Origin of the sequence: Pseudoalteromonas sp. AOP31-A2-14 (assembly GCF_052378035.1) — a bacterium.
GTDB lineage: Bacteria > Pseudomonadota > Gammaproteobacteria > Enterobacterales > Alteromonadaceae > Pseudoalteromonas.
In genome coordinates this window covers 2645675-2667707 of sequence record NZ_JBQSXI010000001.1, presented here as the reverse complement: position 1 = coordinate 2667707, position 22033 = coordinate 2645675, and the positions used below count along the sequence as shown (strand labels likewise).

Annotated in this window: 13 protein-coding genes and 1 pseudogene; 9 read left to right on the top strand and 5 right to left on the bottom strand. The window is 40.4% G+C overall.

Features of this window, described 5'->3' with window-relative positions:
- Window positions 1–7 precede the first annotated feature (7 nt).
- Window positions 8–832 carry a peptidoglycan DD-metalloendopeptidase family protein gene (locus tag ACT3S9_RS12290; protein ID WP_441833998.1) on the top strand — a complete coding sequence of 275 codons (825 nt, stop codon included), beginning with the start codon at window positions 8–10 and terminating at the stop codon, window positions 830–832.
- 58 nt (window positions 833–890) lie between these two features.
- Window positions 891–1865, top strand: a complete 975-nt coding sequence (gene rpoS / locus ACT3S9_RS12285) for an RNA polymerase sigma factor RpoS (protein WP_441833997.1) — start codon at window positions 891–893, stop codon at window positions 1863–1865.
- Between the two features lie 128 nt (window positions 1866–1993).
- Here rpoS and mutS read toward each other — a convergent pair whose 3' ends face one another.
- Window positions 1994–4564 carry a DNA mismatch repair protein MutS gene (mutS, locus tag ACT3S9_RS12280; RefSeq protein ID WP_441833996.1) on the bottom strand — a complete coding sequence of 857 codons (2571 nt, stop codon included), beginning with the start codon at window positions 4562–4564 and terminating at the stop codon, window positions 1994–1996.
- Between the two features lie 21 nt (window positions 4565–4585).
- On the opposite strand from mutS, the gene ACT3S9_RS12275 reads away from it, so the two are divergent.
- Both ACT3S9_RS12275 and recA read left to right on the top strand, forming a co-directional pair.
- A complete protein-coding gene (locus ACT3S9_RS12275; protein ID WP_441833995.1) occupies window positions 4586–5077 on the top strand; it encodes a CinA family protein in 492 nt (163 codons plus the stop codon).
- A gap of 65 nt (window positions 5078–5142) precedes the next feature.
- Window positions 5143–6186, top strand: a complete 1044-nt coding sequence (recA, locus tag ACT3S9_RS12270; protein ID WP_441833994.1) for a recombinase RecA — start codon at window positions 5143–5145, stop codon at window positions 6184–6186.
- Between the two features lie 150 nt (window positions 6187–6336).
- Here the strand turns inward: recA and ACT3S9_RS12265 are convergent, their stop codons facing one another.
- Together ACT3S9_RS12265 and ACT3S9_RS12260 are read right to left on the bottom strand one after the other, a co-directional pair.
- Window positions 6337–7305, bottom strand: a complete 969-nt coding sequence (locus ACT3S9_RS12265; RefSeq protein ID WP_086959932.1) for an IS30 family transposase — start codon at window positions 7303–7305, stop codon at window positions 6337–6339.
- 391 nt (window positions 7306–7696) lie between these two features.
- Window positions 7697–8914 (bottom strand): annotated as a pseudogene (locus tag ACT3S9_RS12260) (DcaP family trimeric outer membrane transporter); the annotation flags it as partial.
- 208 nt (window positions 8915–9122) lie between these two features.
- On the opposite strand from ACT3S9_RS12260, the gene acs reads away from it, so the two are divergent.
- Both acs and ACT3S9_RS12250 read left to right on the top strand, forming a co-directional pair.
- On the top strand, window positions 9123–11063 hold the full coding sequence (gene acs, locus ACT3S9_RS12255) for an acetate--CoA ligase (RefSeq protein WP_441833993.1): 1941 nt from the start codon (window positions 9123–9125) through the stop codon (window positions 11061–11063).
- 96 nt (window positions 11064–11159) lie between these two features.
- Complete coding sequence (locus tag ACT3S9_RS12250) at window positions 11160–11810, top strand: LuxR C-terminal-related transcriptional regulator (RefSeq protein WP_441833992.1); 651 nt, start codon at window positions 11160–11162, stop codon at window positions 11808–11810.
- Window positions 11811–11912: 102 nt separating this feature from the next.
- On the opposite strand, the gene purU is transcribed toward ACT3S9_RS12250, so the two are convergent.
- Window positions 11913–12740 (bottom strand): formyltetrahydrofolate deformylase, encoded by an 828-nt coding sequence (gene purU, locus ACT3S9_RS12245; RefSeq protein ID WP_441833991.1) that lies wholly within the window; start codon window positions 12738–12740, stop codon window positions 11913–11915.
- Between the two features lie 276 nt (window positions 12741–13016).
- Here purU and ACT3S9_RS12240 point away from each other — a divergent pair, with 276 nt between their 5' ends.
- The 3 genes from ACT3S9_RS12240 (at window position 13017) to ACT3S9_RS12230 (ending at window position 17903) form a co-directional block, all read left to right on the top strand.
- The gene (locus tag ACT3S9_RS12240; RefSeq protein WP_441833990.1) at window positions 13017–13595 is read left to right on the top strand and encodes a type 1 glutamine amidotransferase domain-containing protein; all 579 of its coding nucleotides are present in this window, start codon (window positions 13017–13019) and stop codon (window positions 13593–13595) included.
- A gap of 207 nt (window positions 13596–13802) precedes the next feature.
- A complete protein-coding gene (locus ACT3S9_RS12235; RefSeq protein WP_441833989.1) occupies window positions 13803–15149 on the top strand; it encodes a hypothetical protein in 1347 nt (448 codons plus the stop codon).
- 108 nt (window positions 15150–15257) lie between these two features.
- Window positions 15258–17903 (top strand): DUF2339 domain-containing protein, encoded by a 2646-nt coding sequence (locus ACT3S9_RS12230; RefSeq protein WP_441833988.1) that lies wholly within the window; start codon window positions 15258–15260, stop codon window positions 17901–17903.
- Window positions 17904–18346: 443 nt separating this feature from the next.
- Here ACT3S9_RS12230 and ACT3S9_RS12225 read toward each other — a convergent pair whose 3' ends face one another.
- On the bottom strand, window positions 18347–21787 hold the full coding sequence (locus tag ACT3S9_RS12225) for a PAS domain-containing hybrid sensor histidine kinase/response regulator (RefSeq protein ID WP_441833987.1): 3441 nt from the start codon (window positions 21785–21787) through the stop codon (window positions 18347–18349).
- Between the last annotated feature and the right edge of the window lie 246 nt (window positions 21788–22033).

Here is a 22033-nt window from a genome sequence, read left to right as displayed (position 1 = left end):
AATTACGATGAGTAAACGATTAACAGTTTATGTTACTTTGTTTATTAGCATTTTGCTTTTTGGTTGCTCGTCACGAAACACTCCTGCGCCGGTTAGTAGTTTAGATACTAAAGTTGTAGATCATAACCTCGGTGTCATCATAAATGGTAGTAGTTATAAAGTACAAAAAGGCGATACGCTTTACTCTATCGCGTTTAGCGCCCAGCAAGACTTTAAAAAACTCGCTAGAAACAATGCTATCCCGGCTCCTTACGTTATCCGTCCTGGTCAAATTATTAACCTCAGAGGTACGACGAAGAAAAATAAAAAGACGGAAAAGTATACGAATTTGAGTAAAAAGTCTACATATAACAAACAAAAAAATAACAAAAATTTAAAGAAAGAACTTGATCAGCCAAAACAACGAGAGTATGTTCAAAAACAAGCCAATAAAAAAGTTAGTAATACTAATAGCTTGAACACTAAGAAGGTTCTGTGGTCTTGGCCAGCTAAAGGTAAGGTGACCCGGCGTTTTTCGAGTAAGGAAAATGGTTATAAAGGTGTACAAATTGCTAACAAAAAAGGCGTGTCAGTTTTATCCGCTGCACATGGAGTCGTCGTTTATGCCGGTAGTGCATTAAGAGGGTACGGTAATTTAATCATTTTGAAACATAATGATGATTACCTTAGTGCTTATGCACATAACTCTAAATTGTTAGTCAAAGAAAAACAGGAAGTGAAGGCAGGGCAGAAAATAGCAGAGGTTGGTAGTTCTGGTTCATCAGTGACGGCACTTCGTTTTGAAATTCGTTACCGAGGCAAAGCTGTAAACCCTGAAAAATACCTGCCTTAATTCGGGTATTGATAAATAGTGATTTAGTTCAATCACATATTTGCTTGGGAGTACGCTCATGAGTCATATAGAAAAACTTGAGAAAACCAAAGATGATAAGCTCGACAATATAGCGTCTGAAGAATCTAGCACTGGGTTGCTTGAAAAAGTAGACAACGAAGAAGAAATATTTGCCAAAGAGGAAGTGACTAAAAATCTCGATGCAACGCAGCTTTATTTAGGCGAAATTGGCTTTTCGCCTTTATTGAGTGCTAAAGAAGAAGTGTTCTTTGCTCGAAAAGCACTTAAAGGTTGTGAAGCTTCACGTAAACGAATGATCGAAAGTAATTTACGCCTAGTTGTAAAAATTGCCCGCCGTTACAATAATCGTGGTCTTGCATTACTTGATTTAATTGAAGAAGGTAACTTGGGACTTATCCGCGCTGTTGAAAAGTTTGACCCTGAACGAGGCTTTCGTTTTTCAACCTACGCAACGTGGTGGATACGACAAACTATTGAACGTGCCATTATGAATCAAACGCGGACTATCCGTTTACCCATTCATGTGGTTAAAGAGCTTAATGTTTATTTGCGAACAGCTCGTGAGTTAACTCAAAAGCTAGATCATGAACCAACCGCCGAAGAAATTGCACAATGCTTAGATCGACCCGTCGAAGACGTGACAAAAATGCTACGTTTAAACGAAAGAATTACTTCTGTTGATACGCCAATCGGTGGCGATAACGATACGGCACTGCTTGATATTATTGCAGATGATAAAGGTTCAGGTCCTGAAGGTGAAGTGCAAAATAATGATATGGATAAACACATTATTGATTGGTTAGGTGAGCTTAATCCTAAGCAGCGTGAAGTACTGGCGCGCCGTTTTGGTTTGTTAGGTTATGAGCCATCGACCCTTGAAGATGTTGGACGTGAAATTGGTTTAACGCGTGAACGAGTAAGGCAAATTCAAGTGGAAGCACTACGTCGTTTAAAAGATATTTTACAGCTTGAAGGGTTAAGTACAGACAGCTTATTTGAGCAGTTTTCGTAACTTAAACTTTGCTTTTAAAATTGCAATTTAAAAGAATTATTTAATAAAGTAATTTAAAGAAAAGCTGAAGGTGATATGCCTTCAGCTTTTTTTGTATTTACGTTTTATAGCGTGCTTAGTTTTATAAGTTAAAGCAGCGCTTTTAGCTTATAAAGTAAGTCTTGAGCTTGGCGTGGGCTTAAGTTATCAAGATCAATGTCTGCTAACTGTGTTTCTACCTCTGAAGGCTCACTTATGAATAATGACGGTTGCTGGGTGTTTATGTCGGCAGTAACAGGTTGATGATTTTCGAGCATTTTAAGCTTTTGTTTGGCTTGCTTTATAACGGCTTTTGGTACGCCTGCTAAAGCGGCTACTTGTAAGCCAAAACTTTTACTAGCTGCGCCATCTAATACCGTATGCATAAAGGCGATGGTGTCGTTGTGCTCAATAGCATCTAAGTGCACGTTCACTAAGCCTGTTTGCTGCTCAGCGAGCTCTGTTAATTCAAAATAGTGTGTTGCAAAAAGTGTTTTTGCAGCAATTTTTGAGGCTAAATAATCGGCGGTCGCATAAGCAAGAGATAAACCATCGTAGGTACTCGTACCGCGGCCAATTTCATCCATTAACACCAATGATTGGGTGGTGGCATTATTTAAAATCGTTGCGGTTTCGGTCATTTCAACCATAAAGGTTGAACGGCCCGAGGCTAGGTCATCACTGGCACCAATACGGGTGAATATACGGTCAATATTGCCTATTTTAGCGGCATCTGCCGGAACATAAGAGCCAATGTGTGCCATCAGTACGATTAGTGCTGTTTGGCGCATATAGGTTGATTTACCACCCATATTAGGGCCAGTAATAATGAGCATTTTTCGTGCGCGATTAAGCTCAACAGGGTTAGCAATAAAAGGGTCTTTCATTACTTGCTCAACCACTGGGTGGCGGCCCTGACGAATACTTATATCGTCATTATCATAAAGCTCTGGTTTAGCGTAGTTAAGCGCTTGGGCACGTTCTGCTAAATTATTTAGTACATCTAAATCAGCAAGTGCCTCTGCCATGATCTGTAGTTGCTCAATATGCGGCGCTATAAACTCAAATAACTGCTCATAAAGCTGTTTTTCAAGCGCCAGTGCTTTTGACTGGCTGCCAAGCACCTTGTCCTCGTGTTCTTTAAGCTCTGGAATAATATAGCGTTCGTTATTTTTAAGGGTTTGGCGGCGAATATAATCAGCAGGTACAAGGTGCGAGTTAGCGCGGCTTACCTCAATAAAAAAGCCGTGCACTCGGTTGTAACCAATTTTAAGGGTACTTATACCAGTGCGTTCACGCTCACGCGCTTCAAGCTGCTCTAAAATATCTGTTGCGCCTTGGCTAAGCGTGCGCCATTCATCAAGCTCACTGTTATAACCTGGTGCAATTACTCCACCATCACGGATTAATACTGGCGGTGTTTCAATCACCGCACGTTCAAGTAAGCTTTGTAGCTCAGGTAGCTCCGCCGATTGACTGATAATGCTGTTTATACGTGCGTCACTGGCATCGTTAAGTAACAGGTGAAGCGGCGCTAAGGCTTGTAATGCGCTGCGCAAACGAGTTAAATCACGCGGCCTTGCGGTACAAAGTGCTAAGCGAGCAATGACACGCTCCACATCACCAATTTGCTTAAGTGATTCATGCAGTTCACCACAAAGTTGTACATCAATAATGGCGCTAATGGCATTTAAGCGAGAGCTTAGCTCTACTTTATTTCGAATCGGTGTGTGAATACGGCGCTTTAATAATCGCGAACCCATTGCTGTGGCTGTTTTATCAAGTACTTGCGCTAGGGTGTTTTCAAAACCACCAGAAAGATTAACAGTGAGCTCTAAGTTTTTACGTGTCGCGGCATCCAAGATCACAGCGTGTTCGTTTTTCTCAAGGGTAATAGCACGAATATGTGGCAAGCCAATGCGCTGGGTATCTTTAACATATTGCATTAAGCAACCAGCTGCGGTGATGGCTGCGTGGGCTTTTTCTACCCCGAAACCGACTAAATCCTTAGTACCAAATTGGTCGCACAATAAGTGATTCGCGGTATCTAAATCAAATTCCCATTCTGGGCGCCTGCGAGCACCTTTAATATGTTCGATTAAATGAACGTTTTCAAAACTTTCAGGGTATAGTAATTCAGCAGGGGCAAGGCGCTGCAGTGATGAGCTAAAAGCTTCATCAGTATTTACTTCAAGTATGTTAAAGCGCCCTGAATTAATATCTAAATAAGCAATGCCATACAGGCCTTTTTTATTTTGCCAGACACTAGTGAGCAAGTTGTCTTGGCGTTCTTGTAAAAGCGCTTCGTCAGAAATCGTGCCGGGGGTGACAATGCGCACAACTTTACGTTCAACCGGGCCTTTGCTTGCTGCAGGGTCACCTATTTGTTCACAAATAGCGACAGACTCGCCCATTTGTACTAACCGGGCTAAATAGTTTTCTACCGCATGATAAGGTACGCCTGCCATTGGGATAGGGTCGCCGCCGGCTTTACCGCGATGGGTTTGTGAAATATCTAACAACTGTGCGGCGCGTTTTGCGTCATCAAAGAAGAGTTCATAAAAGTCGCCCATACGATAAAATAATAAAATATCACGATGTTCGGATTTTATTTTTAGATACTGCTGCATCATCGGGGTTTGTTGATTTATAGTGTGCGGTGCATAAAGATCAAACGACATGTATTTACCCAAAGGCTGAATATGAAATTACATCAAGAGATTAAAACACTTGCTGCGCAATTAGGCACTATTTTAACGGATAAATGCTTATGGATCACTAGTGCTGAATCATGTACTGGTGGTGGAGTTAGTTATGCACTAACCGATACCCCCGGAAGCTCTGCTTATATTGACCGTGCTTTTGTTACTTATAGCAATCAAGCTAAGCAAGATTTACTGGCTGTTAGTGCTGATACATTAGATGAGTATGGTGCAGTAAGCGAGCAAACTGTGCTTGCTATGGCAAAAGGCGCAATTTCGGCAACAGAAGCCGATATTGCTATTGCAGTGTCGGGTGTTGCAGGCCCTGGTGGTGGCAGCACAGATAAACCGGTGGGCTTGGTGTGGTTTTGTATTCAAATTGGTAATAAACAGTATGCAAGCCAGCAAATATTTACCGGTGATAGAGCACAAGTTAGGTTGCAAGCTATTGTTTACTCATTAAAAGTAGTAATAGATAAGATAAATTTATAAAATTAGCTTGATACTGTAATTTCATACAGTATACTTGTTCGCATTAGCCGGATTTGGAGAATAAAATGAACGATAATAAACAAAAAGCGTTGGACGCTGCTTTATCACAAATTGAACGTCAATTTGGTAAAGGCTCAATTATGAAATTGGGTGATAATAAAGCACTTGATATTGATGCTGTGTCTACGGGCTCATTAGGTATTGATATTGCGTTAGGCATAGGTGGCTTACCTATGGGACGTATTGTAGAAGTGTATGGTCCTGAATCATCAGGTAAAACAACCCTAACTTTACAAGTTATCGCAGAAGCGCAAAAGGAAGGAAAAACCTGTGCTTTCGTTGATGCAGAGCACGCACTTGATCCGGTTTATGCGCAAAAGTTGGGCGTAAACATTGATGAGTTATTAGTGTCACAGCCAGATACCGGTGAGCAAGCATTAGAAATTTGTGACATGTTAGTACGTTCAAGCGCCGTTGATGTTGTAATTGTTGACTCGGTAGCAGCATTAACACCAAAAGCTGAAATTGAAGGCGATATGGGTGATTCGCATATGGGCCTACAAGCTCGTTTGATGTCACAAGCGCTGCGTAAATTAACGGGTAATATTAAGCGTTCAAACACTTTATGTATTTTCATTAACCAAATCCGTATGAAAATTGGTGTTATGTTTGGTAACCCTGAAACCACGACCGGGGGTAATGCACTTAAGTTTTATGCCTCAGTACGTTTAGATATTCGTCGTATAGGCTCTGTTAAAGAAGGCGATGAAGTTGTCGGTAACGAAACCCGCGTTAAAGTAGTGAAAAATAAAGTCGCGCCACCGTTTAAGCAAGCTGAGTTTATCATTATGTACGGTGAAGGTATTTCTAAGCACGGTGAATTAATCGATTTAGGTGTTAAGCACAAAATTGTAGAAAAAGCCGGTGCTTGGTATAGCTACAATGGAAATAAAGTCGGCCAAGGTAAGTCTAACTCAATTAAGTTCTTAAAAGATAACCCTGAGATCTCTGATGAAATCGAAGGAAAATTACGTGGTATGTTGTTATTAAAAGCCACTGAAAAAGCAGCCGATGGCGAAGAAAGTTTAGGCGATAAAGCCGACTTATAGCCTCTGCTTGTAAATTGAATGAGTTAAGCTTGATTTGACCCGAGCTTAAAACTTAAAAAACCGCTAAATTTTATTTAGCGGTTTTTTGTTTTTAATTGCCAGATAATCTAGGGTTTTGCATAGCTTGAATTCAAGTATTAAGTGCAATCATTATGCAGCCACCAGAACTTCTGATTGCCCCGTAAATAATTCATGAGGGGTTTTATACCCTCTTGTTTTTCTTGGCCGATGGTTGAGCTTATCAACTGCCGCCTGTATCTCTGCTTCACTTAGCGCCATAAAGTCAGTTCCCTTGGGGAAGAAGCGTCTAAGTAAGCCGTTGGTATTCTCATTTATGCCCCGCTCCCATGATGAATAGGGATGAGCGAAATACACATCAGCTTCTAATTTTTGTGCAACATGCTCATGGTGAGCAAACTCTTTTCCATTATCTAACGTCACGGTAATAACCTTACCTTTATATGGTGTCATACACGTGATCAGCGCATCGGCTGTTATTTTCGCATGCTTGCTTTCAATTCTGTGAACGACTGTATATAACGTTTTACGTTCAACCATTGTGACAAGCGCATTTTTACGCCCTTTACCTATCACTGTATCGCCCTCCCAATCACCAATCCTAGACTTTGAATCCACAATACTTGGGCGTTCATCAATGCTGACTCGATTAACTATCTGTCCACGTTTATCATAGCTTCCATAGCGTTTTTTATACTTTTTACATGCACGAGTGAGTGTCTTATGTAGCTTGCCACCACGAGCCTTGTCTCTGTAAATATATTGATAAATTGTTTCATGATGTAAAACGACCTGTTTCTCTAAAGCTAAGCGGCCTGCCACTTGCTCAGGGGAAAGTCCGTCATGCAACAATTTATTAATCCAGTGAGTGACGTCCTCTGTTAACTTACTTGCTTTGAAAGATGACTTACGTCTTTGTTCAGCAAAGTTATTGGCTTGGTTAGGCCGATAGCCTTTAAGTCCTTTATTGCGTTTTAGCTCTCTAGAAATAGATGACGGTGAACGAGTTAGTTCTTCAGCTATCTGCTTTTGGTTATTTCCTGCTTTTATTAACGCGTAAATCTGGTATCTTTCTTCTTGTGTCAGCTGTTTATATTTCATTAAAGCAATTTCCTTTGGCGAGAAAATGGCCGAATTATAACAGCTGGCCATCTAATCTGAGAAATTGCACTTATTATCCGAATTTAGGTAGCTAAAAAGTATAGGCTAAAGTAAATTAGCCTTATAGCTACCAATTAACACAGACGAGGCGCACCGCAATAACTTTGTGTCCAGTATAAGTTGTTTAAGTACTGCTTTGAAATTAGATTATTGATATTAAAAGTAAGGCCCACATTGTCAGTAGCGTCTTAGCTTGCCATTAAGTCGGGTGCGCCATAGGCATGTTGTTTGATAGTGGTTGTAGCGATATTATTGGTACTCGCAATTATTAAGTTATAAAGCAAAAAAAAGCGGCCTAGGCCGCTCAAAGAATTAATAAAAAGTCAGAAAATTAGAAAGCGTATTTAGCAGAAAACTGTAAGCGATCCATATCGCCATCAGTGCCGCTTTCTAAATCTCGTTGGGCGTGTTTTAGTTCTACACCAAAGGTTAGCTTTTTAACCGGTGAGTATAAGATATTGGCACTATAACTTTGGCTCGTTTTAGTAGGGTCATCGGTAATTACGAGTAAGTCTTGGTTGTTATCAGCTGAGAAAAATGAATACAAAAAGGTTGAACGCCACTGGCTATTCCAATAATGCTGATAAGCGATAAAGCCCGAGGTTGAGTCAATGGCATCTAGTTGGTCGCCGTCAAGCGCTGCACCATTGGCAATATTTACACCTACGTAGCGGCCTAAACCCTGACCTTGAGTTAGCATAAATTTAAGGTTGTTTTCACCTAAATTAACTTTACCAGAGGCACTTACACCAAATGATGTTTCATCGGCGTCAAGGCCATCTTGCTTATAAGTTAATTGACGGGCTAAACCGGTGACAACAAACTCACCCCAGTCCGCTTTTAAACCGTAGCGCGCAGTAAAGTCAGGTAAAGTTGCGTCATCGGTTTCAACACGGACACCACCTGGTGCAGTGATTGTACTTTCTGGATTCTCTAAAGAAAATGACCAATTACCTGTTGCATAACGTATCTGGGCTTGGCGAACAAACACTGTGCCCTCCGCTGGCCCTATAAAATCAAGTGCTTCAGGAAGAGCGCCTACGTTTTGAAAATTCGACCATGCTTGACCAAATAACCAGCCGTCATAAGTAATATAGGCTTGACGAATACGTGGTGCGTATGAGCTTGTAACACGTTCATTTCCGCCAGGAGCTGATGCTAAAAAGTCGATTTCAATTTTAGTATTGATTGATTTACCGTTATCAAGCGTAGTAGCTGTGCCAAAATTAAAGCGCGACTGACGGGCGTGCATATCAAGTACTGGATCGTTATCTACATCAGTACCAACAGGTGTTGTGCTAGGTACGTAAAAGTCACGGCCAACATTATCTCCTGCCGGTACACCCGATGAATAATCACTCCACATTGCATCAAGTTTTATATAGCCGCCGTAACTTATTTCGGTGTTACCAAGGCTTGCTGCATTAGCCGTTGTGCTTATTGCGCAAAGTACGGCGCTTGCGGTAAGAGTTTTGATTGCTGTTACTGTTGTTGCCATCGTTTTATGTCCTATTCGGGCTACTTGTTGCAAAATTGTAATCCACTTTTGATTAAGTGCGCTTGTTACTCAATTACCTATTGGTCTATTAGACTAAGGTGGCAGGCGAAGTATTAGTATAAAGTAGGGGTAAAAACACCGTGATTTATAGTTTAAAGTGATGAGGAAAAATAATTAAACCTATTTACAACTAAGGTCTAATACTCTCACCAGCTATGCTGAGTGATCCTTGGGAGAAGAAATTAAAACGGAGACGACGATGTCACAAACTATCTATCCAGTTCCTGAAAATATCAAGAATGCAGCATTAGTTGATAACGATAAATATAATACACTTTACAAGCAATCTATTGATGACCCAGAGGGTTTTTGGGCAGAGCACGGAAAACGTCTCGATTGGTCAACCCCATATACAAAAGTAAAAAACACTTCATTCGATAAAGGTCATATTGATATCCGTTGGTATGAAGATGGTCAATTAAATGCTTCATACAACTGTATCGATCGTCACTTGGCAACTAACGCCGATAAAACCGCACTTATTTGGGAAGGTGATAACCCAGCAGATAGTGAGCATATTAGTTACCAAAAGCTTCATGATGAGGTGGCTCAGTTTGCCAATGGTTTAAAAAAATTAGGTGTAAAAAAAGGCGACCGTGTTGCTATTTACATGCCGATGTCACCACAAGCAGTTTACGCCATGCAAGCGTGTGCAAGAGTGGGTGCTATTCACTCAGTCGTATTTGGTGGTTTTTCACCGTCAGCCATTGCTGACCGCATCAAAGATTCAGGCGCTAAAATTGTTATTACTTCTGATGAAGGCCGTCGTGCTGGTAATACCGTGCCACTTAAAGCTAACGTTGATGAAGCCGTAAATCAAGAATCAGTAACCACTATTGAGCACGTTATCGTGCATCAGTTAACCGGTGGCGAAGTGCAATGGCACGATCACGATATTTGGTGGCACGATTTAGTCGCGGACTTACCTGCTAAGTGTGATCCTGAGCCGATGAACGCTGAAGACCCACTATTTATTTTGTATACATCAGGCTCTACTGGGCAACCAAAGGGTGTAGTACATACAACCGGTGGTTACTTAGTCTATTCATCAATGACGCATGAGTATGTGTTTGATTTAAAAGAAGACGATGTCTTTTGGTGTAGCGCAGATGTAGGCTGGATAACCGGCCACAGCTACATTGCTTATGGGCCGCTTGTAAACGGTTGCACACAAGTATTATTTGAAGGTGTACCGACTTACCCAACCGCAGGGCGTATGGGTGAAATAGTTGATAAGCATGGCGTTACTATTTTGTACACTGCGCCAACAGCTATTCGTGCGTTAATGGCTAAAGGTGATGAGCCAACAACTTCTTCAAATCGTAATAGCTTACGCGTGCTAGGCTCTGTCGGTGAGCCAATCAACCCTGAAGCATGGACATGGTATTACGAGAAAATTGGTAATGAAAATTGCCCAATAGTTGATACGTGGTGGCAAACTGAAACTGGCGGTATTATGATCACCCCTCTGCCGGGTGCAACTGACATGAAGCCTGGCTCTGCAACACGACCATTTTTTGGTATTGCTCCCGCATTATTTGACGCTGAGGGTAATACTCTTGAAGGTGCGATTGATGGTAACTTAGTGATTCTTGATAGCTGGCCTTCACAAGCACGCACAATATATGGCGATCATGAACGTTTTGAACAAACGTACTTTTCAGCATACCCTGGTGTTTACTTTACGGGTGATGGTTGTCGTCGTGATGAAGATAGTTATTACTGGATCACAGGGCGTGTTGACGACGTACTTAACGTATCGGGTCATCGCTTAGGTACTGCTGAAATTGAAAGTGCTTTAGTTGCGCACGAAGCGGTTGCAGAAGCTGCTGTTGTGGGTTATCCGCACGATATTAAAGGCCAAGGTATTTATGTTTATATTACGCCAAATGAAGGCATAGTAGTTAGTGATGACCTAACTAAAGAAGTGCGTAACTGGGTTCGTAAAGAACTAAGTCCAATTGCCTCACCTGATATGATCCAATGGTCACCAGGTTTACCAAAAACGCGTTCAGGTAAGATTATGCGTCGAATTTTACGTAAAATTGCGGCAAATGAGCATCAACAGTTGGGTGATACTTCGACTCTTGCTGATCCGGGTGTGGTTGATGAGTTAATCGAAAATCGATTAAACCGCTAAATTTGCGTTAAAAACTTGATTATAAGTTGATTCTAAACGTAGTATATCGGCTGTTGTCTATTATTAGACAACAGCCGAATTTATTAGGAGTGAACCATGAGTCAGTTTTTAATAGCGGACGATCACCCGTTATTTCGTGAAGCATTAAAAGGCGCATTGAGTTTAAAGTTTGAAGGTTTAGAGGTTTTTGAATCAGAAAATTTTGATACCACATTGCAGGTGCTAAGCGAACAAGAAGATTTAGATATCTTATTACTAGACCTACATATGCCAGGTAATGGTGATTTATATGGCCTTATTCGTATTCGCGAAGATTACCCTAGCTTGCCTATTGCGGTGGTGTCGGGCAGTGAAGATATTAATATTGTTTCAAAGGTAGTGAATTACGGTGCGATGGGCTTTATCCCTAAGTCATCATCGTCGGATGATATTGCTGGGGCTATTAATCAAATTCTTGATGGCGATGTGTGGTTACCACTTGAACTAAAAGACAAAGTAGCAACCATTAAAGGTGAAGACAAAGAAATAGCCGCACAGGTTGCGTCGTTGACTCCTCAGCAATATAAGGTATTACAATACTTGCATGAAGGGTTACTCAACAAGCAGATAGCCTATGAGCTGCATATTTCAGAAGCGACAATAAAAGCACATATAACCGCTATTTTTAGAAAGTTAGGTGTTTATAATCGCACACAAGCCGTGCTAATTGCAGCAAAGTTGCAACTTGAACCTATTGAGTCCACATAGCTAGACAAAAATTGAATCAAAATAATAACAACAAGAAAGAGGCGCAGTGCCTCTTCATTTTTAGCTGTATAAGAAACTAACTAAACGGCTTTAATAAAAATCTTAAAAAACAACCGTTCGATTACCGTTAATGAACAGCTTATGTTCAGAAGCCAATTGCAGGGCTTTACAAAACACGTTCTTTTCAACATCTTTACCCATTTTTGCCATTATTTCTGCGGTATTTGCATGATTAACATGCGTTACGTCTTGCATAATAATTGGTCCTTCATCAAGTTCATTATTAACAAAGTGCGCGGTAGCACCAATAATTTTAACACCTCGTTCAAACGCCTGATGATAAGGTTTAGCACCAATAAATGCAGGCAAAAATGAATGGTGAATATTAATAATTTTGCCGTCAAAGCGTGCTACAAACTCAGGACTTAAAATACGCATGTACTTAGCAAGGCCAATAATGTCAGGATTATAGCTGGCTATTAAATCCCCCACTTTTTCATCGTGCTCTAATCGACTCAGTCCTACGTGGCTAACTACATGAAATGGCACATCAAAGCCTTTCGCCAACGGCGCTAAATCAGGGTAGTTGGCAATAACGGCTAGTACTTCAATATTCAACGCTTGCTCAAACTGCTTTAGTAATACGCCACCAAGACAATGCGCTTCTTTGGTTGCAAGCAGCACCACTTTGGTTTGCTCATCATTATGCAGCGTAACAGTAGCACCTATGGGTAATATCTGCTCAAGTCGAGAGATAAAGTCATTGCTTGGTTTTCCTGCTAATTCAGTGCGCATAAAAAAGCGCTTAGCGTCTTTATCAACAAATTCATTATTGCGAGTTATATTCAAATTATGTTCGTGGCACAGCCCGGTAACTTTAGCTATTAAGCCTACATCGTCCACGCATTGTGTGGTTAGTATTGTGTTCATTGTCTCATTCCAATCCCTCATTCCAAGGCTTCATACTAGCAATCACTAAGGCTTTTAGTCACTGTTTAAAATGTATATTTTAAAACTTTATTTATTACTTGCGAAGCTCAAGGGTAAGGTGTGTTTTTAGCGGTGTATTTTTTTCATGAATTCTAAATTATTTGCAAAAAGTAGTGAGTGAAATAAATAAAAAAAACTATATATCATAGAGTTATTTTTGGCGTAGTGCTTGCTCTGTTAAGTTTGTTCCCGTTTATTAATTAATAAGGAGATAACATGACCACATTACAAACAGGTACTCAATTACAAGGTAAAAAAATTGCTATTCTTGCAACTGATGGTTTTGAACAAAGTGAGCTTTTATCACCCCGTAGCGCGTTATTAGATGCTGGTGCTGAAGTCGAAATTATATCGATTAAAGAAGGGGAGATAATCGGTTGGGACGAAGATACATGGGGAGAAAAGGTCAGCGTAGATAAGTTAGCCAGAAATGCACAAAGCGCTGACTACGATGCGTTACTATTACCTGGTGGATTGTTTAATCCTGATAGTCTACGCCAAGATGCTGATGCAAAAGCATTTGTTGATGGGTTTTTTGGTGCTCATAAAAATAAGCCTGTTGCGGCAATTTGCCATGCTCCGTGGTTATTGGCTGAAATTAACAAAATACGCGATAAAAAAATCACGTCTTACCCTAGTATACGAACCGACTTAATCAACGCAGGAGCCAACTGGGTTGATCAAGAAGTATGTGTCGATGCAGGTTTAGTAACTAGCCGCAGTCCTGCTGATTTACCTGCATTTAACCGAAAATTTATCGAAGAAATAAAAGAAGGCAAGCACAACGCACATTAACGTGCGTCACAACATTAAAGTAAAGGGCTAGTATGGCCCTTTATGCCATATCCTTATTTTTTACTCTTTCTTACAGTTTTTAACTATTAGGTAAGGAACTGTAAGTGAGGGTAATGGTTTGTAAATCATGAAATTTTTTACCTTTTGTTTGAGTCTCATATACGATTATAAACAATAAGGAATTGATTCCATGACCCCCCCCGTTTTTTGAAAACTGCTTTTATCATAACTTTTTGTGCTGTATTAACCGCTTGTTCAGACGATGATTCATCGGCTCAAAGTGGTTATGTACAGCTGTATAATGGCTCTTACAACAGTCCTTATACACGGCTTTTTGTTGATGATATTGAGCGTTCTGGTACTGAATTTGGTGATGTCTCCACCTGGCATAATTATAGTACAGGTAATTATGACTTGAGCTTTCAATATTTAGATGCGAATGACAGCTATATTACTATTTATGAACAAACCGTGAGTATTAGTGATGACACAACACAATTGATTGTAATGAGTGGTGATTTTGCAGAGCCGACATTTAGTGAGTTAAGTATTCCAACCACAAGTGATGAAGACGTACTAAACTTAGGTTTTTTTAATATTGTAGATGAAGGGGTTAATTATGATGCTTATTTAGCTACAGCTGACGGCTTGTTTGAAACGGCAGAGCTAATTAGTACTGCAGGGTATTTACTAGAACCAGAGCTGCAAAGCTTTGATGAAGGTTATTACACACTGTATATAACACTAAGTGGTGAAAATGAGGTGTTGTTTGAATCGCCAACACTTTATTTTGACGATAGCACGAGTTACGTTACTGTAATTCGCCCAAGTTACGCCACCGAGCAAAACGGTATTAGTTTAGACGTCGTCACCCCAAGCAGCAATATTATCCAACTTAAGCACCAAGATGCCCAAGGTCAACTGCGCTTTATAAATACTATTGATGATTATCCGCAAACCAGTTTTAGTGTTTCTCGTGGCAGTGAAAACAGTCTTACAGAATTAACCCCTAATGATAATTTTTCAAACTATATTGAATTTACTCCAAATAGTTATAGCATTGCAATGTTAGACGACACCGGTAATAGCGTGGTTGATAACTTTTTACTTACGCTTGAGAGAGAGCAAAGTAAAGTGGGGCTTTTCTATGATGATATTGATGTGGGTCCACGGATGATGACCATAGAAGAGGATTTAACTCCTAGTAGTTATAGTCATAATGTGACAGTTGTGAATTTACTCGATAATTATGCAGGACAACCCATTGCAGATGTTGACGTGTACTTTACCCTTAATGGTGAAACCATTGAAGATGCCAAAAACACCATTGATGGTTTAGCTATGTATAGTCAAGAAGTACAAAGTGTTGATAATGCATTGTACACCACCTATGTATTATTTGAAGATAACGGACAGCAAATTGTGTTGTTACAACAAGGGGGTATGGACTTTAGCCAAGAAGGTAATTACCTGCTTATTTTAGAGCATGATGAAATGAGTGATTCAGGGTATAAAATGACTTTAGAACGTACAGTGACAGATTCAATTGAATAGTTAACTTTAAATTATCAGCTTCAATGTAGTTGGGGCTGATAATTTGGCTGTATTTTCAATATACTTTGCGTTATAAAGAGGGGTATTAATACTGACAAGGATTGAACCATGGGAGCAAGCATAGCATTAATTGTTATTTTATTGCTGGCTGTTTTAGCTGGCTCTATTGCAGGGGTTGTTGCATTAGCGAAGTTAAGTAATCTAAAGCAACAAGTAGCCGAATTGAAAGAGCAATTACAGAGCGTAATCTCTTCACCGAGCTTGAGGCCATTATCACCAAGTGAAAATGTAGAAATAAAGGCCGAACATACAAACCGAAAGGCACAGCAGGCGCAAAGTTCTGATCAAGCTTCCTCAGTACTCTCAAAAACCTCAATCGATGCAAATAAAACAAATCACACCCAACCTATTAAAACTCAGACAAAAAAAATAACCAAACCGTCGGCAGTATCCGTACTAGTTAACAAATTAAAAGACCAGTTTTTAGAAAATTGGATGACCTGGATTGGTGGGGTCGCATTGGCGTTCGGTGGTATATTTTTAGCTAAATACAGCTTAGATTCTGGATTGCTATCAGCGAGTTTACGCTTAGTCTTAGGAGGCTTATTTGGCGTAGGACTAATTGCTTTAGCAGAGTATTTACATCGTAAAGGTATTGTTTTTGAAGGTTTTAATAATTACATACCCGCAGCCCTTGCAGGGGGCGGTTTTATTAGTTGCTTTGCTTTAACATTATTAGCTTATAGTAGTTATCAAATACTCAGCCCAGCACTTGCTTTTGTTATGCTAAGCGTTATTTCATTAGCTGCAAGCTCAATGGCATTGCGGTTGGGCCCTTTGCTTGCCGTACTAGGTATCGTTAGTGCTTATAGCGTGCCGCTATGGGTTAATACCGGTAGTGGTTATTTAGTTGCACTACTTACTTACATTAGTTTTATTACATTATCGGGCGTGCTGGTTGCAAAGAAAGTAAAACGCAATTGGCTTTGGTATTTACTGTGGGCAGGGCATATAGGCTGGTATTGGCTCCTGTTAAATGCTGCTGATACACAACAATATTGGCTGATGGGTATCTTTGCATTGCTCTCTATAGTTGGGCTTATTGCTATGATGCGCTTAGGCGTTAAGTTGACTCTTTTAGAGTATCGTCCACATAGTGTTAAGCGATTATGTAAGCTTATACCTGATCATCCGTTATTGTTGGCACTGGTACTGCCGCTTTTACTGATGATGCTAATAACTTTACCTACAATGCAGTGGCAAATAACTGCGCTTTGTTCAATTGTATTACTGTTATTTTTGGTATTGCAAAATAGCCGTTGGGATCTTTGGCAAGGGCTGGCTCTGCTTATAGCTGTGGTGCTTATTTTTAGTCAACAAAGAGCAATTAATACCGATGAACACCTATTTGTATTTACAGGTGTTTATGGTTTGGGACTGTTACTTGGCGTAGCGTTTTGTGCTTATGGTTTATATTTTGGTGCCCGCTATTATAAGCGGCTTGCTTTTCATTTACTTGCGGCGCTCAGTATATTTGTGCTGATTGCTACGTTGTATGTAATTATACCTGTTGTCGGTCTTAGTATTGCTTACCCTGTGTGGGTGGTTATTTTATTACTAACTAGTGCAGTACTTATTAAACTTGCCCAGAAAGCGCGAAGCCAATGGCAGCAGTTTAGTTACTGGATTGGTGCAAATGCCAACCTTACCTTATGCTTAACGATGATACTTGATAATAGTGGTTTAACGCTTGCGTTAGCCGTGCAAGTTTTATTAATTAGCTATTTGGTTAAACGCCATCAAGTACCTATGCCTCATTGGCCAATCAAAGCCTTGGTTGCAGCTGTTCTTGCAAGGCTTACCTTTGCACCATGGATACCGAGTTACGTTGATCTAACGATATTTTCATTACATTGGAGCCTTATTGTTTATCCTGTTGCGCTGGTATTATTTTGGCTTGCGGCAAAGCAATGGCAACAAACTAATATGAAAATATGGCTTGAAGGAGCAACACTTCATTGCTTGGCACTGTTTGTAACCACCGAAACAAGCTATCAGCTGGTAGGGCACTACCCGCAATTAACTAACTTTAGCTTTTACGAACAAGTGCTGTTGAGCTGTAACTGGCTGGCACTGGGCTGCGTTTATTTGCACCGCTCACAAAGTGCAGGGCAGTTAGGTAAGCTTTATAAGGTTGCAGGGCTTTTATTAGCTGGCTTAGCAGGCTTATTATTATTTAATACCACGATAGACAAAAACCCACTTTTAGAGCGCCTTTATATTGGAGAAGTACCACTGTTTAACTGGCTATTATTAACTTGGTTAGTGCCAAGCGTACTTATTGTATGGCTAGCAAACTTTATTAAACCGATTAATAAAACGCTTAGCCAAGTATTGCTGGGGGGAGCTGGTTTACTGGCCGTATTAGCGATAAATAGCTTAATTCGCCAGTATTGGCAATCTGGCTTTATACACTTGAGTAAACCAACGAGTGACGTCGAGCTTTATAGTTACTCTATTATTTGGTTACTTTTAGGTGCGTTAGTCGTTATTGCAGGACATTTAAAGCAACAGCTGCTACTACAAAAAATCGGTTTGGGCATTCTTGGTGCGGTGATCGTGAAAGTGTTTTTAATCGATATGGCAAGCCTTACTGGGTTGCTCAAGGCGGTGTCATTTATCGGTTTAGGGCTATCGCTTGTGGCGTTGAGTTGGTTGTTTCAGAAACTCAGAAGTAAAGCCGAAGCTACTTAGTTTAAAATGTAATGTACACCTAACAATATTGTTGGGTGTACTTCATTATGGTCTCTCAACAATATAGGTTAAATCACTATAGGTTAAATCACTATAGGTTAAATCACTTTCATTTTTTGTAAAAAATATCTTTCAGTGAATATTTACAAACAGAGTAACTGACGCTCTACTTTAGAGAACATTTAAATGAATTAAGAATGAAGTGTAAGTGGCAGAGATCTCTACTCATCTAGTAGTAATAAAGCTAAAGGCTGATTCATTTTATACATCGTTTTCTGATTTATGTGTGATTCGCATATTCAGCCATTACAGCTAAAATTTAGCACATTTTAAATCAGCAGATCCATTCAACATTTTTGATGTCTAATGGCGATAAACTTAACGTCGAATAGCCTTTTTTAGTCTTGTATCTCGCTTTACGTTTTGTTCCTTCGTATTTTCATTTACGTACTATGATTAAGTAGGGCTTTTAATTTTCCGGGCTTTATCGGTTTAGATAAATAATGAATACCCGCTGCTTTGGTGGTTTGCTTTAATTCATCATCGCGTACTGCGGTAATTAAAATAGCGGGCACGTCGTTTTGCCAAATTTCACGCAGAGTTTTGATAAGTGTAATACCGTCGCAGTTATGGCCTAGTTGATAATCCATTAAAATAACATCAGGTGCGCCGTTTGCTTTGGCATAAGCTATTACAGCTTCTACTTGATCAAACAGCTGGTAATTGGCTTGCCACTTCTGTAATAAGCTTGCCATGGCACTCAGGTTTTCTGGATCGTCGTCAACGGCAATAATATTCATTGCGCTGCGGTGTTCAAACAAACTGCCGGTCACGACTTTTTGCTGTACTTGTTGCGACTCTCCGTAAGGAACTTCAATACTAAAGCGGCTACCTTTGCCAACTTCAGAATGCACATCAAGGCGTACACTGAGTAAGTCAGCCATGCGTTTTACCACTCCAAGTCCAAGGCCAACACCTTTATTATCACCGCCTTCAATGCGGTAAAAGTCATTGAAAATCTTACTTTGTTCAAGGTCTGAAATGCCAGGGCCGGTATCCCATACTTCTATGCGTAGCTGATGTTTACGTTTTCTGCATGCGACTAAAACATGGCCGATATCTGTGTATTTCACCGCATTTGATACGAAGTTTTGGATTATTCGACGCAGGTAGGTAATGTCGCTATGCACAATTTGTCCATCAGAGCGTACCTTCAGAGATAAGCCTTTTTCACTTGATAAAATAGCGTATTCGTTTTGTAGCGGTGCTAAAATATCGTCGATATTAAAGTGTCGTGGGCTTGGGGTCATTGCACCTTGTTCAAGCTTGGCTATTTCTAGTAAGGCCGACATTAAATGCACTGTTGAATCGAGGCTGTCGCCGAGTTTCTCAAAGTTGTTTTTATTACTAACCGTGAGCGAGCCTTCATCAACGGCGGCTAAATATAAACGTGCGGCATTAAGAGGTTGTAAAATATCATGGCTCGCCAGTGCTAAAAAGCGAGTTTTACTGTCGTTGGCTTGTTCAGCCTCTTTTTTGGCAAGGGTTAATGCTTGCTCGGTTTGTACTCGGCTATCTATTTGGGCATGTAAATCTTTATTAATGGTACGGATTTCTTGAGTACGTGCTTCAATACGGTTTTCAAGATCCATGTTCACTTCTTCAAGGGCATTTTGGGTTTCAATATGGGTGGTAATATCTGAAAAGCTGGTAACAAAACCACCATCAGGTAACGGGTTACCTATCATTTCAAATACTTGACCATTTTTACGGTGGCGAATAAAGTGATGTGAACTGCCATTTTTTAAATGTTGTACGCGTTTGTCTACATGGCGTTCTATTTCACCGGGGCCGCATTCCCCGCGCTCTGCATTATAACGGATCACATCCTCGATAGGTTGGCCTACCTCTAAAAAACCATCAGGGTAGTGAAACATTTCTGCGTAGCGTTTATTCCACGCCACTAAGTTTAGGTCTTTATCGACCACTGATAAACCATGGCTCAGGTTTTCAAGAGAGGTGAATAATAAGTTTTGGTTAAACTGTAATGCTTGGGTGGTTTCGTCAAAAAAGTTAACCACTTCTTCAAATGCCATGCGCTTGCCTGAAGCTACGGTATGTATTAACGCCTGCGCGGATGAAGCACCCAATACGCCGGTTAATGCACGTTCGCAATAGGCGATAAACTCAGGTTCAGGGTGGGCGTTGTTATCATCTAGCTGATGATTTAACGAAAAGTGCGCTAATATTTGTTGGCTGCGCTGCACTCCTAAAAAGGTTTGCAGTAATACTTTGAAGTCGTAAATCGTGGCTTTAACATTTTTATTTAAACGCCTTGCCAGTACAGCTTGCTCCTTGGGGGTTACAAAGGCCGCAGCTTGAATTTTATCAATTAAGCGCTCCTCTGCACCTAACGAAAAGCTAATATAACAGCCAATATTGGCAAATAGCGCAATCAGCGTACCACGGGTAATTAATGTTTGCTGTAGCTCGGCATCAAGCGTATTTCCTGTATTTAAAATAGGTAGCATTAAAAATAATACCCAGCAAATAAAGCCCGCTAACATGCCAGCATAAACGCCATAAGCATGGCCTTTACGCCAATATAACCCGCCGACAATAGCAGGTAATAACTGAGTTACTAATGAAAACGCGACTAAGCCCATACTGGCAAGCGCTTTACCGTGGCCAAACCACTGCTGATAAAAGTACGAAAGAATTAAAATACCAGCAATAGTAAAACGCCTAGTTAATAGTATTTGAGACTTATAATTACTGGTGATCCGATTACGTTTAAACTTACGGCGCAGCATTAATGGTAACACCACATCGTTAGTAACCATGGTGCTAAGTGTGAGTGTTGCCACAACAATCATGGCGGTTGCTGCTGAAATACCGCCAATAAAAACAAAGGTAGTGAGTAACATATTTTCATGCATTAGCGGTAGGGCGAGTACAAAGCTATCTGGTGAGAAGCCATTACCAATGCCTGGATGTATAGCTGCAGTTGCAATGGGTAAAATCATCGCCGCTGTTAGCAGCAAATAAAGCGGGAACGCCCAGCGTGCAGTAAATAAGTGACGTTTGTCTTGGTTATCGACCACAGTTACATGGAATTGACGTGGCAAACAGATGATTGCCGCCGCCGCCATTAATGACTGGCCAATAAAGTTAAAACTAAAAAAGTCAAAGTTATGCCAATGCTGCCAAATTGATTCAGAGTTAAGTGACGGGGTGCCTTGTGGTAAATTAAACAAGGTGTAAAGGGCAAGCCCAGCAACGGCCACCAGTGCTAATAGTTTGATCATTGACTCAAAAGCAACTGCTAGCATTAATCCTGAACGGTACTCGGTTACATCAACTTTGCGGGTGCCAAAAAATATAGCAAACAGGGCCATAATAAATGTCGCTGAGAGCGCAAGTGTTGAGCCTGATATTTTGCTGTCAGTTTGTAGTAACAAAAAGCTGCTGCTGAGCGCTTTTAGTTGTAAGGCGATGTAGGGGATCGTTGCAAGTAGTGCGATCACGGTAACCATAATAGCGGTGGTTTGGCGTTTGCCATAACGGGCTGAGATAAAGTCAGCAATGGTGGTTATATTTTGCTTTTTACTTACTAAAACCAGCTTTCGTAAAAAACCCTGACCGAAAAAAAACAACAGCGCTGGGCCGAGTAGAATAGGCAGATAACTCCAACTGCTGGTGGCTGCTGTGCCCACCGAGCCATAGTAAGTCCACGAAGTGCAATAAATACCCAGCGATAAAGAATAAACAAAAGGATGGTGGCTAATGCGTTTAGCTAGCGGCGTGGTTTTATCGCCCCAATTAGCTAGCCAAAACAATACGCCAATGTACGCTAACGCGACAAAAATTAGTGCAGCAGTCATGTTTTCATTCAACTTTTATTATGTTGCTGCCCACCATACCAGAACTTACCCCGATATTGAGCCTTGAATTTTAGAACTAAAAACAAATAATTTTTAAGTTGTTGATTTTAAGGGGTATATATTATTTTTCAAAGTTAATAAGACTAATGTCGCACAAGCTTATAAAGCAATTTTATTGCGTGCTATTACTCAGGGACTTAATGCTTAACACTATGAAAAATAATGTTTTAAACCTTTATATGTTAG

Coding starts and splice junctions, on each gene's coding strand:
- ACT3S9_RS12290 (WP_441833998.1), top strand. CDS start 8: ATGAGTAAACGATTAACAGTTTATGTTACTTTGTTTATTAGCATTTTG.
- rpoS (WP_441833997.1), top strand. CDS start 891: ATGAGTCATATAGAAAAACTTGAGAAAACCAAAGATGATAAGCTCGAC.
- mutS (WP_441833996.1), bottom strand. CDS start 4,564: ATGTCGTTTGATCTTTATGCACCGCACACTATAAATCAACAAACCCCG.
- ACT3S9_RS12275 (WP_441833995.1), top strand. CDS start 4,586: ATGAAATTACATCAAGAGATTAAAACACTTGCTGCGCAATTAGGCACT.
- recA (WP_441833994.1), top strand. CDS start 5,143: ATGAACGATAATAAACAAAAAGCGTTGGACGCTGCTTTATCACAAATT.
- ACT3S9_RS12265 (WP_086959932.1), bottom strand. CDS start 7,305: ATGAAATATAAACAGCTGACACAAGAAGAAAGATACCAGATTTACGCG.
- acs (WP_441833993.1), top strand. CDS start 9,123: ATGTCACAAACTATCTATCCAGTTCCTGAAAATATCAAGAATGCAGCA.
- ACT3S9_RS12250 (WP_441833992.1), top strand. CDS start 11,160: ATGAGTCAGTTTTTAATAGCGGACGATCACCCGTTATTTCGTGAAGCA.
- purU (WP_441833991.1), bottom strand. CDS start 12,740: ATGAACACAATACTAACCACACAATGCGTGGACGATGTAGGCTTAATA.
- ACT3S9_RS12240 (WP_441833990.1), top strand. CDS start 13,017: ATGACCACATTACAAACAGGTACTCAATTACAAGGTAAAAAAATTGCT.
- ACT3S9_RS12230 (WP_441833988.1), top strand. CDS start 15,258: ATGGGAGCAAGCATAGCATTAATTGTTATTTTATTGCTGGCTGTTTTA.
- ACT3S9_RS12225 (WP_441833987.1), bottom strand. CDS start 21,787: ATGACTGCTGCACTAATTTTTGTCGCGTTAGCGTACATTGGCGTATTG.